General features: G+C 65.5%; 18 protein-coding genes. 2 read left to right on the forward strand and 16 right to left on the reverse strand.

The features are described from left to right. Positions 1–407: helix-turn-helix domain-containing protein (locus Q1J79_RS10090; RefSeq protein ID WP_300299814.1), on the reverse strand; the 407-nt coding region annotated here is incomplete at its 3' end. A gap of 191 nt (positions 408–598) precedes the next feature. Between Q1J79_RS10090 and Q1J79_RS10095 the strand changes: the two genes are divergently transcribed. Continuing rightward, entirely contained in the window at positions 599–1180 is a 582-nt protein-coding gene (locus Q1J79_RS10095; RefSeq protein ID WP_300299816.1) for a flavodoxin family protein, read from the forward strand. Positions 1181–1183: 3 nt separating this feature from the next. On the opposite strand, the gene Q1J79_RS10100 is transcribed toward Q1J79_RS10095, so the two are convergent. The 10 genes from Q1J79_RS10100 to purC form a co-directional block, all read right to left on the reverse strand. Continuing rightward, the gene (locus tag Q1J79_RS10100; RefSeq protein WP_300299818.1) at positions 1184–2074 is read right to left on the reverse strand and encodes a carbon-nitrogen hydrolase family protein; all 891 of its coding nucleotides are present in this window, start codon (positions 2072–2074) and stop codon (positions 1184–1186) included. A gap of 10 nt (positions 2075–2084) precedes the next feature. Continuing rightward, a complete protein-coding gene (locus tag Q1J79_RS10105) occupies positions 2085–2693 on the reverse strand; it encodes a GNAT family N-acetyltransferase (protein WP_300299820.1) in 609 nt (202 codons plus the stop codon). Beyond that, entirely contained in the window at positions 2690–3100 is a 411-nt protein-coding gene (locus Q1J79_RS10110; RefSeq protein WP_300299822.1) for a ketosteroid isomerase-related protein, read from the reverse strand. The genes Q1J79_RS10105 and Q1J79_RS10110 overlap by 4 nt, the downstream gene beginning before the upstream one ends. Positions 3101–3191: 91 nt before the next feature. Continuing rightward, on the reverse strand, positions 3192–3533 hold the full coding sequence (gene grxD / locus Q1J79_RS10115; protein ID WP_300299824.1) for a Grx4 family monothiol glutaredoxin: 342 nt from the start codon (positions 3531–3533) through the stop codon (positions 3192–3194). 26 nt (positions 3534–3559) lie between these two features. Beyond that, positions 3560–3790 carry a BolA family protein gene (locus tag Q1J79_RS10120; RefSeq protein WP_300299826.1) on the reverse strand — a complete coding sequence of 77 codons (231 nt, stop codon included), beginning with the start codon at positions 3788–3790 and terminating at the stop codon, positions 3560–3562. A gap of 29 nt (positions 3791–3819) precedes the next feature. Next, positions 3820–5976 carry a phosphoribosylformylglycinamidine synthase subunit PurL gene (gene purL / locus Q1J79_RS10125; protein ID WP_300299917.1) on the reverse strand — a complete coding sequence of 719 codons (2157 nt, stop codon included), beginning with the start codon at positions 5974–5976 and terminating at the stop codon, positions 3820–3822. A 38-nt stretch (positions 5977–6014) separates the two neighbouring features. Then, entirely contained in the window at positions 6015–6710 is a 696-nt protein-coding gene (purQ, locus tag Q1J79_RS10130; protein ID WP_300299828.1) for a phosphoribosylformylglycinamidine synthase subunit PurQ, read from the reverse strand. Positions 6711–6738: 28 nt separating this feature from the next. Beyond that, on the reverse strand, positions 6739–7845 hold the full coding sequence (locus tag Q1J79_RS10135) for a hypothetical protein (RefSeq protein WP_300299830.1): 1107 nt from the start codon (positions 7843–7845) through the stop codon (positions 6739–6741). Between the two features lie 173 nt (positions 7846–8018). Then, positions 8019–8273, reverse strand: a complete 255-nt coding sequence (gene purS, locus Q1J79_RS10140) for a phosphoribosylformylglycinamidine synthase subunit PurS (protein ID WP_300299831.1) — start codon at positions 8271–8273, stop codon at positions 8019–8021. Positions 8274–8356: 83 nt separating this feature from the next. Beyond that, positions 8357–9121, reverse strand: coding sequence for a phosphoribosylaminoimidazolesuccinocarboxamide synthase (purC, locus tag Q1J79_RS10145; protein WP_300299832.1), 765 nt, complete (start codon positions 9119–9121; stop codon positions 8357–8359). Between the two features lie 234 nt (positions 9122–9355). Between purC and Q1J79_RS10150 the strand changes: the two genes are divergently transcribed. After that, positions 9356–9673 (forward strand): DUF1476 domain-containing protein, encoded by a 318-nt coding sequence (locus Q1J79_RS10150; RefSeq protein WP_300299834.1) that lies wholly within the window; start codon positions 9356–9358, stop codon positions 9671–9673. A gap of 20 nt (positions 9674–9693) precedes the next feature. Here Q1J79_RS10150 and Q1J79_RS10155 read toward each other — a convergent pair whose 3' ends face one another. Genes Q1J79_RS10155 through Q1J79_RS10175 form a run of 5 tightly spaced genes read right to left on the reverse strand, consistent with a single transcriptional unit; the run spans position 9694 to position 14484 of the window. Further along, positions 9694–11154, reverse strand: a complete 1461-nt coding sequence (locus Q1J79_RS10155; RefSeq protein WP_300299836.1) for a multicopper oxidase family protein — start codon at positions 11152–11154, stop codon at positions 9694–9696. A 52-nt stretch (positions 11155–11206) separates the two neighbouring features. Further along, entirely contained in the window at positions 11207–11761 is a 555-nt protein-coding gene (locus Q1J79_RS10160; protein ID WP_300299838.1) for an NADPH-dependent FMN reductase, read from the reverse strand. Continuing rightward, positions 11758–12657 carry a DMT family transporter gene (locus Q1J79_RS10165; RefSeq protein ID WP_300299840.1) on the reverse strand — a complete coding sequence of 300 codons (900 nt, stop codon included), beginning with the start codon at positions 12655–12657 and terminating at the stop codon, positions 11758–11760. The genes Q1J79_RS10160 and Q1J79_RS10165 overlap by 4 nt, the downstream gene beginning before the upstream one ends. Next, complete coding sequence (locus tag Q1J79_RS10170) at positions 12654–13586, reverse strand: bifunctional helix-turn-helix transcriptional regulator/GNAT family N-acetyltransferase (protein WP_300299842.1); 933 nt, start codon at positions 13584–13586, stop codon at positions 12654–12656. Before Q1J79_RS10170 ends, Q1J79_RS10165 begins: the two co-directional genes overlap by 4 nt. A 52-nt stretch (positions 13587–13638) precedes the next feature. After that, positions 13639–14484, reverse strand: a complete 846-nt coding sequence (locus tag Q1J79_RS10175) for a serine hydrolase (RefSeq protein ID WP_300299844.1) — start codon at positions 14482–14484, stop codon at positions 13639–13641. Between the last annotated feature and the right edge of the window lies 1 nt (position 14485).

Below are 14485 nucleotides of genomic sequence, written 5' to 3' on the forward strand. Positions count from 1 at the left end.
GGCGCGTCTTCCCGGCGCCAGCGCAGCGCGACGTCGTGCAGCATGTCGAGCATCGGGTTGAGCTCCTCGCCGCGCGGCGCCAGCGAATAGGTCACCTGCGGCGGAATGGTGGCGCGATAGTCGCGATGCACCAGCCGCGCCTCTTCCAGCATGCGCAGGCGTTCGGTCAGCACCTTGGCCGAGATGCCGCTGATCTCGCGCTTCAGCTCGCCGAAGCGGCGCGGCCCCTGGTTGCGCAGCACATAGAGGATGTAGGTCGTCCACGGCCCCATCAGCAACCGCAGCACGGCATCGACCGGACAGGCGAATTTGGCATCCGGCAGAGTGGCGGCGGGCAACGCGGCGGCAGGGCCGGCTGCCTTCGGCTTGGCGGAGAGGGAGGCGACGGAATCGGGCATGGCAGACATCAGCATAATCCTTGTTGCGGCCAATCCGTGCACCGGAGCGCGTGACGGCGGCTACAGAGTGGTTCAAGAAATGAACTTACTTTTAAGTACCTACTTTACTAAAGAAATCAAGGCCACATATTTGCGATTACCTGAAGTAACTAACTTGCTTTAGGTAATCAATAAATCCTTTGCAGAACAGAGGCTTATCCATGACCAGCATTGCCATCGTCTATCATTCCGGCTACGGCCACACCCAGAAACAGGCAGAAGCCGTGGCAGACGGCGTCGCCCGCGTCGCCGGCGCCAGGGCCCTGCTGATCCCGGTGGCCGAGGCCGAAGCCCGCGTCGCCGAGCTGACTGCCGCCGACGCCATCGTGTTCGGTTCGCCCACCTACATGGGCAGCGTCTCGGGGCCGTTCAAAACCTGGATGGACGGCACCTCGAAAGTCTGGGGCCAGTGGAACGGCAAGCTGGCTGCCGGCTTCACCAACTCGGCCTCGCAGTCGGGCGACAAGCTGAACACGCTGCTGCAGATCTCGGTCTTCGCCGCGCAGCACGGCATGCTCTGGGTCAGCCTCGGCCTGATGCCGGGCAACAACAATTCCAAGGGCAGCGTGAACGACCTCAACCGCCTGGGCAGCTTCCTCGGCGCCATGGCGCAGTCGAATGCCGACCAGGGCCCCGAGCATGGTCCGATCGCCAGCGACCTGGAAACGGCGAAGCATCTGGGCCAGCGCGTGGCCGAAACGGCGAAGGCCTATAAGCCTGCGCGCGAACTGGTGGACGCTTAAGCGTCAGAGCGTTTCCACCGCGACGGCGAGGGACGGCCGCATCTGGCCGTCCCAGTCGCGGCGGGTGAAGACCTGGGCATTGTCGCGCGCGCGGCGCAGCAGGCCGAAATCCAGATCGGCGTAAACCCAGCCGGGTGCGTTCAGCTTGCCTTGCACGATCACGCCATCATCAGGCAGGCCACGGTCGGGCGCGGCGAACACGCCGGCCCAGCCGAGATTCACATCCACCGCCGGCGACCAGGCCGCATTGCCCACGGTTGGCGCCACCGCGACATAGACCTGGTTTTCCAGCGCCCGGGCACGGGCGCCGACCAGCACGCGGTTGGCGCCGGCCAGCGTATCCGTGCAGCTGGGCGCCAGCACCAGATCGGCACCGGCAGCGGCCTGGGCATGGGCGATCAGCGGGAATTCGATGTCGTAGCAGATGTCGATGCCGAAGCGGATCGTTTCGCCGCCGATCCGCGCCTCGAACATCTTCAGGTCCGCGCCGCCGCCGATGATCCAGTCCTCGCGCTCGAAGCGCGTCATCTGGCGTTTATCCTGGAAGCCCATCGCGCCGGCGGGGCTGAAGACATAGGCGCGGTTGACGAAGCCATCGCCCTGTTTCACCGGCAGGCTGGGTCCGACGACGAACACGCCATGCTGCCGCGCCAGAGCCGCATAGGTTTCGACGAAGGCATCGCGATATTGCTGCATCGCCGCGATCTGGCCGGTGAGGTCGCGCTGCACGGCCTCGGGCAGCAGGGAGGCCAGCTCCATGCCGCCATATTCGGGAAACAGCAGCAGCTGCGCGCCGGCCCCGGCTGCCTCGTCCACCCAGCGCGCGGCATTGGCCCGCCAGTCTTCCAGCGAGGCGAATGTCCCGATGGGGTATTGCGCGCAGGAAATCTTCATTCGGCTATCTTCATGCGCGCAGGTCTTTCATCCAGTAGACCATCGGCTTGGCCGTCTGCTGCGTTTCGCCGATGTCGAGCCAGGAAAAGCTGGTCACCAGGTCGGGGCGTTTGACATAACCGCGTTTGCCCCAGAAGGCATCCAGCGGCACGTAATCGGCCGGTTTCATCGGATGATCCCCAGGCCGCTGCACCGCGCAGAAACAGCAGAGCGGATAACCGAAGCTCCGCGCCGCTGCCTCGCGTTCCTCGAAAAACCGCACGCCGATGCCATGGCCGCGATAATCCGACAGCAGCACGGATTCGCCAAAATAAAAAATCTCCGCCGTGTTCATGCCGGCCGCCACGAAGGGTGCGCGCACGGTATCGGTTTCCTCGTCCAGCGCCAGGGCGGTGGAGGCGCCCACGACCGCGTCTCCATCCAGCGCCACGACGATGGTGCCGGTGCGCGCCTGGGCGTAGCGCGCGATATAGCCGCGCTCATAGTCGAGCGAGCCTTCGTAGAGATAAGGCCAGGCGCGGAAGACCACGATACGCAGCCGCGCCAGGTCGTCGAGCCGGGCGCGCATCTGCTCGCCCGTGAACCTGACAACGCGGATCGCGCCGCCGTTGCCATTCATCCGCCGACCTGCCTGAGCCAGTCGTTGAGATTGTAGGTGTTGGAGATGCGCGCCACCTTGCCGTCACGGATCTCGAAGAAGGCGCCGGCCGGCAGGCTGTAGCGCTGGCCTTCGGCCGGCGGCAGCCCCTCGTCGCTTTCCAGGTAAACGCCCAGCACGGTGAACTCGGCCGCCGCGCGCGTACCATCGGCATTCGTCATGACGAACAGGTCGACGATCTTTTCCTCGTAGCAGCGGTTCATGCGCTCGAGGAAGGCGCGGAAGGCCGCCTTGCCAGTCTCGCGCTCACCCTGGTTGATGTCATGCACCACATCGTCGGTGAGCAAGGCGAGGAAACCCTCGACATCCTTGTCGTTGAAGGCGTCGTAATAGCGCTGGATCAGGGTTTCGGCATTGGTGCTGGGCATGGCGCGCTCGGGTCCTGAACAAAGAAAAAAGGCGCGGACAGGTTAACTGTCCACGCCCTTGAATGCCACACCGGAGGGCGGCAGGCGGCGGTTACGCCTCCTGGTAGGCGACGCCCTTCTGCTTCAGGTAATCCTGCAGCTCGCCACTCTGGTACATCTCGCGCACGATGTCGCAGCCGCCGACGAACTCGCCCTTCACGTAAAGCTGCGGGAAGGTCGGCCACTCGGAGAAGTCCTTCAGGTGGGTGCGGATCGCCGGATCGGCCAGGATATCCACGCCCTTGAACTTCAGGCCGAGGCGGGAGAGCACCTGCACGACCGTTGCCGAGAATCCGCACTGAGGGAACACCGGCGTGCCCTTCATGAACAGCACGACATCGTTGCCGGCCAGTTCCTCGCGGATGCGTTCGAAAGTCTGTTCCTTCTCGCTCATGGCGAATGTCCCCTGCGGATTTCGTGTTAAGGCGTTTGCGTGGTGAGGGCCAGCGCATGCAGCTGGCCGCCCATGCGGCCCTTCAGCGCGGCATAGACCATCTGGTGCTGCTGCACCCGGGTCTTGCCGGCGAAAGCGGCCGAAATCACCGTGGCGGCATAATGGTCGCCGTCGCCGCGCAGGTCGTCGATGCGCACCTGGGCGTCGGGCAGGGCCGCCTTGATCATGGTCTCGATTTCGGTGGCATCCATCGCCATCGTCAGCGGTCCTTCTTTTCCGGTCTTTTTTACAGTTCGCCGGCCATGTAGCGCGGCAGCCAGCCCTCATGGGCCGACCGCAGCGCCTGGACCGATATGGCGCCGAGGCCGGCAAAGGTCAATGCATCCCCCCCGGTGAGGCCCAACTTCTGCACCGGCGCCCCGGCGGCCTCCAGGGCGGCGATCACCGCCTCGGCCCTGGCGGCCGGGCAGGTGACCAGATAGCGGGCCTGATCCTCGCCGAAGCCGATCTCGAAGGCATCGCCCGCGGGCAGCGTCACCGCGGCGCCGATCCCGGACGCCATGGCCATTTCGGCCAGGGCGACCGCCAGGCCGCCATCGGCGCAATCGTGCGCCGCCGAGACCATGCCCTCGGTGATCAGCAGGCGCACGGCATCGCCATTGGTCCGTTCAACCTTCAGGTCGACGGGCGGCGGCGGGCCGGCTTCCTGGCCGCAGATGTCGCGCAGGTAAACCGACTGGCCGAGATGGCCGTTGGTCTGGCCGACCAGCAGGATGGCCTCGCCGGGCAGCTTGAAGGCCAGCGTTGCCATCCGGGCCACGTCGTCGAGCACGCCGACGCCGCCGATGGCGGGCGTGGGCAGGATGCCCTTGCCGTTGGTTTCGTTGTAGAGCGACACGTTGCCCGACACGACCGGGTAATCCAGCGCCAGGCAGGCCTCGCGGATGCCATCCACCGCGCCGACGAACTGCCCCATGATCTCGGGCCGCTCGGGGTTGCCGAAATTCATGTTGTCGGTGATGGCCAGCGGACGGGCGCCGACGGCGGTGATGTTGCGCCAGGTTTCGGCCACCGCCTGCTTGCCGCCCTCGACCGGATCGGCGAAGCAGTAGCGCGGCGTGCAGTCCACGCTCATCGCCAGGGCCTTCTTCGGGTGATCCTCGACGCGCACCACGGCCGCGTCGCCACCCGGCACCTGCGCGGTGTCGCCGCGCACGAGATAGTCGTATTGCTCCCAGATCCAGCGGCGCGAGGCCATGTCGGGCGAACCGACCAGCTTGCCAAGCGCCTCGACGAAAGGCAGCGGATGGTTGACGCGGCCCAGCGGTTTCTGCGGCGGCGTCTTGACCCAGGGGCGATCGTATTCCGGCGAAGCCTGGGCCAGCGGATCAATCGGCAGGTCGCCGACCTGCTCGCCGTTGAAGCGCAGCACCATGCGGCCGGTATCGGTGAGATGGCCGATCACGGCGAAATCGAGTTCCCACTTCCTGAAGATCGCCTCGGCCTGCGGCTCCGAGCCCGGCTTGAGGATGATCAGCATGCGCTCCTGGCTTTCGGAGAGCATGAATTCATACGGCGTCATGCCGGTTTCGCGGGCCGGCACCTTGTCGAGGTCGATCTCGATGCCCATGCCGCCTTTTGAGGCCATCTCGAAGGACGACGAGGTCAGCCCTGCCGCGCCCATATCCTGGATCGCGACGATGGTGTCGGTGTCCATCAGCTCGAGGCAGGCTTCGATCAGCAGCTTTTCGGTGAAGGGGTCGCCGACCTGCACGGTGGGGCGCTTTTCTTCACTGTCATCCGTGAATTCGGCCGAGGCCATCGAGGCGCCGTGGATGCCGTCGCGCCCGGTCTTGGAGCCGACATAGACGACGGGATTCCCCAGGCCGGCGGCGGCCGAATAGAAAATCTTGTCGGTTTTCGCCAGACCCACGGTCATGGCGTTGACCAGGATGTTGCCGTTGTAGCTGGGGTGGAAATTCACCTCGCCGCCCACGGTGGGCACGCCGACGCAATTGCCGTAGCCGCCGATGCCATGCACCACGCCCGACACCAGATGGCGGGTCTTGGGATGATCCGGCGCGCCGAAGCGCAGCGCGTTGAGATTGGCGACGGGCCGCGCGCCCATGGTGAAGACGTCGCGCAGGATGCCGCCGACGCCGGTGGCCGCGCCCTGGTAGGGCTCGATGAAGGAGGGATGGTTGTGGCTTTCCATCTTGAAGATGGCGGCCAGGCCGTCGCCGATATCGATCACGCCGGCATTCTCGCCGGGGCCCTGGATCACCCAGGGTGCTTTCGTGGGCAAGGTCTTGAGCCATTTCTTCGATGACTTGTAGGAGCAATGCTCCGACCACATCACCGAGAAGATGCCGAGTTCCACCTGGTTGGGCTCGCGGCCCATGATCTGCAGCACCAGATCGTATTCGTCCCTGGTCAGGCCCATCAGGTCGGCGGGATATTGCACGGCCTTCTTAACGTCACTCACGACAGGCTCTCCGCGATGCTCTCGAACAGGCCCATGCCATCCAGGCCGCCGCAGACGGGATCGGTGGCATCTTCCGGATGCGGCATCAGGCCCAGCACGGTTTTCTTGGCGTTGTAGATGCCGGCGATGTTGCCGACCGATCCATTGAGATTGGTTTCCGGCGAAACCGTGCCGAGCGGATCGGCGTAGCGGAAGGCGATCTGGTCGTTGTCTTCCAGGCGCTTCACGGTATCGGCATCGGCGGTGTAGTTGCCATCGTGATGGGCGACCGGCACGCGGATGGTCTGGCCCTTGCGGTATTTCTTCGTGAACGCGCTGGCCGTGGTCTCGACCCGCAGATTCACGTCCTTGCAGATGAACTTGAGCCCTGCATTGCTGATCAGCACGCCGGGGAGAAGTCCGGCCTCGCAGGCGATCTGGAAGCCATTGCACACCGCCAGAACGCGCACGCCGGCCTCGGCGCGCTTTTTCACCTCGCGCATGATCGGCGAATGCGCCGCCATGGCGCCGCAGCGCAGGTAATCGCCGTAGGAAAAGCCGCCAGGCAGCACGATCAGGTCGATGCCCTCGGGCAAACCGCTGTCGCCATGCCAGACGTCAACCGGCGGCTTGCCGTTGTTGACCTTGGTCAGCGCCATGCGCATGTCGCGCTCGCGATTGGAACCGGGGAAAGTAATCAGCGCAGCTTTCATGGCGATTCCTTACACCTGCCGGCGTTGGTCATTGCGTACCTCTTGCTTGGCTAACCTGATGCACGACGATGGCATCGTCGACCTGCCCCATCTGATAGATCATGTCCCGGCTGGCGGAACTCAGCAGCCGGCGAGCCTGATCCCTGTAGCTGACGCCGACGCTGACCACCAGCAGGTAGCCGTCCGGGGCCGGATGCACTTCGTGGGGGATGAAGCTGAAGGGTTTGAGCGTGCCGGCTTCTGCTACGAAGATAGATTCGTAATAGCTGCCATTCCGTTCGAAATGCCGCCGAAGGGCCTGTTCGGTCGTGGTCCAGTTGGCCTTGACGTCCTGCAGGCTGGGAGCCGGTGCGTATGCGCCCGCGGCAGCCGGGGTGTTTTGCGCCGCCATGACCAAGCCGCGATCCAGGCTGGCCTCGCGAACCACATAGGCCTGTTCGTCACGCGCGATGCCATATCGAATCAGTTTGATCTGCGTGGACAGCCGTCGATTCACATCGAGCGATTCCGCCACGATCTGCACCACGAGATCCAGTCTGCCCGGTTCATCGGTGCGAATGTCGGCCAGCTTCCACTCCAAGACCCGCGTCCGGCCCGGCGTGGCAAACAGAATACTGTCGTAGAAGCCGATCTCGCGCTCGGCGTGGCGCTTCAGCGCCGGCAGGATGCGCTCCCATTCGCCGCGCACCTGCTCCAGCGTCACGGCCGGCGTGCCATCGCCGGCATCCTGCGCGGTGGCGGCCGGGGCGAGGCGAGGCGTCGGGCTGGCAACCCCGTAGACGATCTCGTTGACCGCGGCGCGGCCGACCTCGTCGGAGGTGGGCGTGAGTTCCGGGTTGTAGTATTCGCACTGGCGCCGCTGCGGACCGTCAATCATCTTGCTGGCCATCAGGCCGAGGACGCCGGACATGATCAGGGTTTCGGCATCGCTCACGATTCGGCAGTTCACGCCATGTTCATTGACGCGCAGATACCACGTTTCGCCGGACTGCAGTTCACGCTGCTGCGCCGACTTCGGACTCTTGTCGCCAAACAGGCCGGCGCGGATCATGTCGGCCGTATGGGAGCCAGGCTCCACTTCGCGAATGCTGACCTGGTTGGGGCCGTTCAGGCGGCCGACATCGACCTCGTTCACGCGCACGCCATGGGCAATGATCGGGCGGTAGTCCGGCGCGGTGTAGAAGATGATGCGCGCCTTGCCGGTCGCGACTGGCTGCACGGCGGTCGGCTGCGGCACGGCCGAGCAACCCGCCAGAAGCGGGAGCCCAACGATCGCAACGAGACCCGTGCGCGACATCATCCGTTCGTTCAGCCCACCAGTTCGACCGAGTAATTCTCGATCACCGTGTTGGCCAGCAGCTTCTGCGCCATGTCCTTCACGGCCGCTTCGATCTCGGCCTTCGGCTTTTTCGCGAGCGCGCCAGAAAGCTCCAGCTCGATCAGCTTGCCCTGGCGCACCTCGGCGACGTCGCTGAAACCGAGCGAATGCAGGGCCTGGCCGATGGCCTTGCCCTGGGGATCGAGCACGCCGTTCTTGAGGGAAACATGCACGCGGGCTTTCATGGAGTTCTGTGTCCTTCTCAAAAAGCTGCGGCGGCCTTTAGTAGGGCCGCCGCGGTATTCTCACGGCGCCTGTATCGCGCCTCTTACTGCATGGTGTCCGGACCCTTGATGTCGCGGGGTCCGCCCTCGGGCAGGATGCCGAGCCGCCGCGCCACCTCCTGGTAGGCCTCGGCGACATTGCCGAGATCGCGGCGGAAGCGGTCCTTGTCCATCTTCTCGTTGGTCTTCAGGTCCCACAGGCGCGCCGAATCCGGGCTGATCTCGTCGGCCAGGATGATGCGCATCTCGTCATTCTGCCACCAGCGGCCGAATTCCAGCTTGAAATCGACCAGGCGGATGCCGATGCCGAGGAACAGGCCGGACAGGAAATCGTTGATGCGCAGCGCGAGATGCATGATCTCGTCGATTTCCTGCGGCGTGGCCCAGCCGAAGCAGGTGATATGCTCTTCCGAGACCAGCGGATCGCCCAGCTCGTCGTTCTTGTAATAGAACTCGACGATCGAGCGCGGCAGCGTGGTGCCCTCGGCGACGCCGAGCCGGGTCGCCAGCGAACCGGCGGCGACATTGCGCACCACGGTCTCGAGCGGGATGATCTCGACTTCCTTGATCAGCTGCTCGCGCATGTTGAGGCGGCGCACGAAATGGGTCGGGATGCCGACCTCGCCCAGCCGCGTCATCAGGTATTCGGAAATCCGGTTGTTGAGCACCCCCTTGCCGGTGATGGTGCCCTTTTTCTTGTTGTTGAACGCGGTCGCGTCGTCCTTGAAATACTGTACCAGAGTGCCCGGCTCGGGTCCCTCGAAGAGGACCTTCGCCTTGCCCTCATAGACCTGTCTGCGGCGCGTCATGGCACACCCGTGATCTGTTGGGGGAAGCGGGGGAATTTGCTCGGCCATTGAATAGCGCAAGGGGGAGGCTGCCGCAATCCGCCGGGCGGCAGAATAGCGCGGGAATTTCCCCCGGGCCGGACAGGCGGAAAGGCGGTTTTCCGCGGCAAAATCCCGCAGCCGCCGACACTTGCGGCCCGACCCGCCGCTCTCCTATATAACGGGCACGCCAGACCGCATGATAACGAGGCCCGGATGACCACCTTTGACGACCGCAAGGATGCCTTCGAGAAGAAGCATGCCCATGACGAGGAGCTCGCCTTCAAGGCGACCGCGCGGCGCAACAAGCTGCTTGGCCTCTGGGTCGCCGAACAGCTCGGCCTGAGCGGCGACCAGGCCGAGACCTATGCCAAGGACGTCGTGGCCGCCGATTTCGAGGAAGCCGGCGACGCCGACGTGATCCGCAAGGTGCAGGCCGACCTGAAGGCCAAGAATATCGACATCTCGGACCACCGCCTGCATGCCAAGCTGGCCGAACTGCTGGAAATCGCCAAAAAGCAGATCGCCGGCTAAGCCCCGGTTTTACGGCAGATTCAGCCGATTCTGACGGTCGCCATCATGCCGGCGGCCTGATGCTCCAGGATATGGCAATGGAGCATCCAGTCGCCCGGATTGTCGGCCGTGAAGGCCAACGCGGTCCGGCCTCGCGGTTCCAGCAGCACCGTATCGCGCAGCGGCCGGCCCGGGGCATCCAGCACCCGGAAGGCATGGCCATGCAGATGCATCGGATGCGGCCAGGCGGTCTCGTTGAATACCTCTAAAATATAGCTTTTCCCGAGGCTTAGACTGAAAAGTGGTGCGCCATGCCCGGCATGACCCCCACCCGGGAAGGTGCCGGTATGGGCCTGGCCGTTCAGCGCCCAGGCGACGCGGTGGCGCTGGAAGGCCTCACGCAGGCCAACCTCCCGGCCATCGACCTGCAGGGCGGTCAGGACACCCATGGCGCCGCCTTCCAGCTTCAGGGCCAGACGTTCCGCCCGGGCCAGATCGGGTTCGGCCACCGGATTGGCCGGCAGGGCGGGCGGCGGATCGCCGCGCCACCGGGCGGCGGGTCTGCTCTGAACCGGGCCGTCCTGATAAGCCAGATCGAACAGGCGATAGGCCTCGCCGCGCGGATTGGTATCCGTCACGGCATGGCGCTGCCCGGCTGCGGCCGCGGCATCGAGGATCAGGTCGGCGCGCATGCCGGGACCAAGCGATAGCGCTTCGCCAGTTTCCAGCCGGCGTGGCGCCACAGGATGCCCATCAAGCGCCATCAGCCAGGGCACGTGACCGGCAAAACGCAGATTGAAAATGCGGGCATTGGCGGCATTCAGCAGCCGCAGGCGCAAACGTTCGCCCGGTGTGACGGCGAAGGCCTCGGCCAGCCGGCCATTGAGCAAGGCGGTGTTGCCGAGCCGGCCGGCATGGGAGAGATCCATCGGATGGCGAAAATCCCCGGTGACCTGCGCCTGGTTATCGAGCCGCAGGTCGCTCAGCACCCAGGCGACATCGCGGTCGACCGGCGGTGGCGATGCCTCATCGACGATCAACAGGCCATAGAGGCCGCGCCCGATCTGCTCGGCGCTGGCCCAGTGCGGGTGATACCAGTAGGTGCCGGCATCGCGACAATCGAACTCGTAGACGAAACTTTCGCCGGGTCGCACCGGCGGCTGGGTCAGACCCGGCACGCCATCCATCGCGTTGGGCAGGCGGATGCCATGCCAGTGAAGGCTGCTGTCCTGCGGCAGATCATTGCGCAGCACGGCGCGCAGCCGTTCGCCCTGCTTCACCCGCAGCAGCGGACCGGGAAAACCGCCATTGTATCCCCATAACACGGTATCCGGCTGGCCCGGCACCACCGGCAGGCTGACCGGCGCGGCAGTCAGACCATAAGCCGTCAGACCATAAGCCGTCAGGCCATGGGCCGCGGCCGTTGAACGGCGCGGCAGCAGGATGCTGCCGACCATGGCGGCGGCGGAAGCGGACAGGAAGGTCCGGCGCGTGACATCCATAACATGCAATCTAGCATGGCGGCGGCGCTGGACGATGGCTGCGATGGACGATTCAGGAGACGGCGGCCACCGCTTCCCGGCTGGCGGCAACCGCCGCCGCGAAGGCGACAAGGGCGGCGCGGATATCCGCTTCTGCGACGGGGCCGGCCAGAATGTCGTCCATCTCCGCCGGCGGCCGCCCCAGCAGCGGCACGGTTGCGGTTGCCTCTGGCACCAGACGCGCCGACATCGTCACCAGGATCTCGGCCAGCGCCCCGCGGCTGATCTCGCTGCGTGGCGAGGCATGCAGCAAGGCCGTCGGTTTGTCGACCAGCTCGCTGCTGCCCACCACCCAGTCCAGCGCATTCTTGATGCCGCCCGGCACGCCATGGGCATATTCCGGGCAGGCGATCAGCAGGCCGTCGCAATCCTGCAGCCGGCGGCGGAAATCCCGCACCAGGGCCGGCGCCGGTTCGCCATCGTCGTCGGGATTGAAGATCGGCAGATGGCCAAGCTTGTCATACAGCGTGATGGCCATGCCCGCCGGAGCAAGCCGCTGCGCCGCGCGCAGCAGGGCGGTGTTGGTGGAGGCGGCGCGCAGGCTGCCTGAAATCGCCAGTATCTTCATTGACCGACTTGTCGTCCTGCCGGGGCATCGGGCCGGGTGGCCAGCCAGAGACCTAGCAGCAACACGGCCAGGCCCGCCAGTAAAGGCAGCGTGAGCGGTTCGGCCAGGAACAGCGCGCCGAACAGGCCGGCTGCCACCGGGCTTAAGCCCAGGAAAATCGTCACCCGGGTGGGCGAGGCATGGCGCAGGGCCCAGAGCCAGACGGCGTAGAAAATGCCGCTGGACACGCCGATGAACAGCACGGCGACCCAGCCTTGCGCGCTGTAGCCGGCCCAGCCGGCGAACAGGCCCTCGGGGATGCTGAGCAGCAGCAGGAAAGCCACGCTGGCCAGCATGGCGAAGGCGCCAATGGGCAGGGTCGGATAGCGCTGCAGATAGGGCCGGTACAACACGGAGCAGATGGCGCCGCAGAGCGCGGCCAGCAGCACGGCGGCTTCGCCGAGGAACCCCGTTCCGCCGGCTGGATCAAGCAACCGCTCGCCCAGTGCCAGCGCCACGCCCAGGATGGTGAGCAGCACGCCGATGCTTTTGTTCAAGGTGAGTTTTTCGCGACCGAGCAGAGCGGCGACGATCATGGTGAGCAGCGGAAAGCTGGCGAACAGCAGGGCGGCGCGCGCGGCGGGAATCAGCGACAGGCCGAAATTCAGCAATGCAATGAGCAATCCGAATTGAATGATGCCCAGTCCGGCGATGGGCAGGATGTCACGCCGGGCGAAGCGTATCGGCTGCCTCTGCCACCACAAGACCGGCAGCAGGCAGAGCGCGCCGATGGCATAGCGGAACATCGCCAGGGTGGCCGGGCCGCTTTCCGCCACCACGAAGCGCGTCGCCACCATGGCGGCGCCGACCTGGATGCCGACGCTGGCGGCCGCCAGGATAGGCCAATAAGGCTTCACAACTTGAGGTCCCAGGTCTCGCCGATCAGGTCCACGCCAAAGCTGCGATGCTTTTCGCTGGCCACCAGCTTGAAGCCGGCTTTTTCATAGATGCCGCGGGCGGCCGTCAGGATGCTGTTGGTCCACAGCGTGATCTTTTTATAGCCCGCCTTGCGGGCGAAGCCGATGCATTCCGCCACCAGCGCCTTGCCGACACCCAGGCCACGCGCCTTCGGATCGATGATCAGCAGCCGCAGCTTGGCGACGGTTTTGTTTTTCTTCACCAGGAAGACCGAACCAACCGGTTCGCCATCCATCTCGGCGATCCAGACGCGTTCGCAGGCTGGGTCGAAATCCTTCATGATCCCGGCCGCGATATCGGCCACCAGCACCTCGAAGCTGTTGTCCCAGCCATATTCCTGCGCATAGAGCCGGCCATGGGCCTGCACCACCCAGCCCAGATCGCCCGGCTGCAGATCACGCAGACGATAGGCGGCTTTCGCGGCCGGTCTGTCGCCCAGCAGGGTTTCGATCGTCGTCATGGCGCCGGTGAGGCGCGCGCGCTCGGCCGGCGACAGCCGCGCCAGCAATGGTTCCAGCACGCGATGGGAAGCGGCTTCCAGCGGCGCCATGGTCCGGCGGCCCTTGGCGGTGAGCTGCAGCAGGCTCTGCCGCGCGTCTTCCTTCGTCGGCTTGCGCGTCACCAGCCCCTGTTTGGCAAAGCGGGCGAGCAGGCGGCTGAGATAACCGGCATCGAGACTCAGGTCGCGCACCAGGTCGCTGGCGGTGACGCGGTCGCGATGGGCCAGTTCGTAGAGCACGCGGGTCTCGGCCAGCGAGAAGGGGGCATAGAGCTTGCCGTCTTCCAGAACGCCGATCTTGTGCGTGTAGAAGCGGTTGAACTGCCGCATGCGTTCGACCTGCGGCGCGAGAGCGTATTTTATGGCCATGGCGCTTCCCCGGCGGATACCGGCGCCAGTGTCGGCAGAATGGTTGACTGAGTCAAGTATATCGGAAAACCGCCGCCTCCAGCGCGGCCATGTCGGCGCCGGCCAAAAACCCGGCCGCCGTGACGCCTTCGGCCGGACGGTGATAGACGGCGACCACGCTGCCTGGGCCGCCGCCGCTATGGCCCTCCACATGCAGGCCGGCTGCGGTTTCGCCGCACATCAGGCCCAGACCGTAGCCCGGCGCCAGCCAGGGCCGGTCGGTGACCGGGCCGCCCAGCCAATGCGGCTGTCGCATCGTCTGCAGCAGATCGGATGGCAGCAGGTCGCCGGTCAGCAGGCCATGCAGCAACCGCACGGCAGCCTGCAGCGGCCCGATCAGCAGGCCGTGATAGACCCAGCCTGGATGATAACCCTCGACGCTGCCCGGCAGGCCGGCGAGATCGGCGCGGTCCTGCGCCAGCCGCACGCCATCGATGCCCAATGGCCTGAACGCCAGCCGATCCAGCGCCATGCCCAGCGGCTCGCCCGCGGCATGGGCGACGATCTGCGCCAGATGCCAGTAGCCGATATTGGAATAGGCCCAGCCTTCGCCCGGCGGATAACGCAGGCGCGCGGCCTCGCATCGCAGCAGCAGATCCGCGGCCGGCCATGGGTCGTCACCGCGCTCCACCGCCGCTTGATATTCGGCCAGGCCACCGTAATCGGGCAGGCCGGACCGATGCTGCAACAGATGCCGCAAGGTATAGGGCGTATCGGGCTGGGCATCGTCGAGATGCAGCAGGCCATCGCGTACGAGCGCCAGCGCGGCAACGGCAATTGCGGTCTTGCTGAAACTCCACCACGGGACGACAGGTGATGCCGTCGGGGCGGAAGCGGTACTGACCAGAAGCATGTTCATG

Source organism: Ferrovibrio sp., from assembly GCF_029255545.1.
Lineage (GTDB): Bacteria > Pseudomonadota > Alphaproteobacteria > Ferrovibrionales > Ferrovibrionaceae > Ferrovibrio.

What these genes read in the sequence shown, in the direction of transcription:
- Q1J79_RS10170 (WP_300299842.1), bottom strand. Translation starts at nt 13,586, where the DNA reads ATGGCCATAAAATACGCTCTCGCGCCGCAGGTCGAACGCATGCGGCAG.
- Q1J79_RS10150 (WP_300299834.1), top strand. Translation starts at nt 9,356, where the DNA reads ATGACCACCTTTGACGACCGCAAGGATGCCTTCGAGAAGAAGCATGCC.
- Q1J79_RS10160 (WP_300299838.1), bottom strand. Translation starts at nt 11,761, where the DNA reads ATGAAGATACTGGCGATTTCAGGCAGCCTGCGCGCCGCCTCCACCAAC.
- Q1J79_RS10105 (WP_300299820.1), bottom strand. Translation starts at nt 2,693, where the DNA reads ATGAATGGCAACGGCGGCGCGATCCGCGTTGTCAGGTTCACGGGCGAG.
- Q1J79_RS10120 (WP_300299826.1), bottom strand. Translation starts at nt 3,790, where the DNA reads ATGGCGATGGATGCCACCGAAATCGAGACCATGATCAAGGCGGCCCTG.
- Q1J79_RS10095 (WP_300299816.1), top strand. Translation starts at nt 599, where the DNA reads ATGACCAGCATTGCCATCGTCTATCATTCCGGCTACGGCCACACCCAG.
- purS (WP_300299831.1), bottom strand. Translation starts at nt 8,273, where the DNA reads ATGAAAGCCCGCGTGCATGTTTCCCTCAAGAACGGCGTGCTCGATCCC.
- Q1J79_RS10110 (WP_300299822.1), bottom strand. Translation starts at nt 3,100, where the DNA reads ATGCCCAGCACCAATGCCGAAACCCTGATCCAGCGCTATTACGACGCC.
- purL (WP_300299917.1), bottom strand. Translation starts at nt 5,976, where the DNA reads ATGGGCCTGACCAGGGACGAATACGATCTGGTGCTGCAGATCATGGGC.
- Q1J79_RS10175 (WP_300299844.1), bottom strand. Translation starts at nt 14,484, where the DNA reads ATGAACATGCTTCTGGTCAGTACCGCTTCCGCCCCGACGGCATCACCT.
- grxD (WP_300299824.1), bottom strand. Translation starts at nt 3,533, where the DNA reads ATGAGCGAGAAGGAACAGACTTTCGAACGCATCCGCGAGGAACTGGCC.
- purQ (WP_300299828.1), bottom strand. Translation starts at nt 6,710, where the DNA reads ATGAAAGCTGCGCTGATTACTTTCCCCGGTTCCAATCGCGAGCGCGAC.
- Q1J79_RS10100 (WP_300299818.1), bottom strand. Translation starts at nt 2,074, where the DNA reads ATGAAGATTTCCTGCGCGCAATACCCCATCGGGACATTCGCCTCGCTG.
- purC (WP_300299832.1), bottom strand. Translation starts at nt 9,121, where the DNA reads ATGACGCGCCGCAGACAGGTCTATGAGGGCAAGGCGAAGGTCCTCTTC.
- Q1J79_RS10155 (WP_300299836.1), bottom strand. Translation starts at nt 11,154, where the DNA reads ATGGATGTCACGCGCCGGACCTTCCTGTCCGCTTCCGCCGCCGCCATG.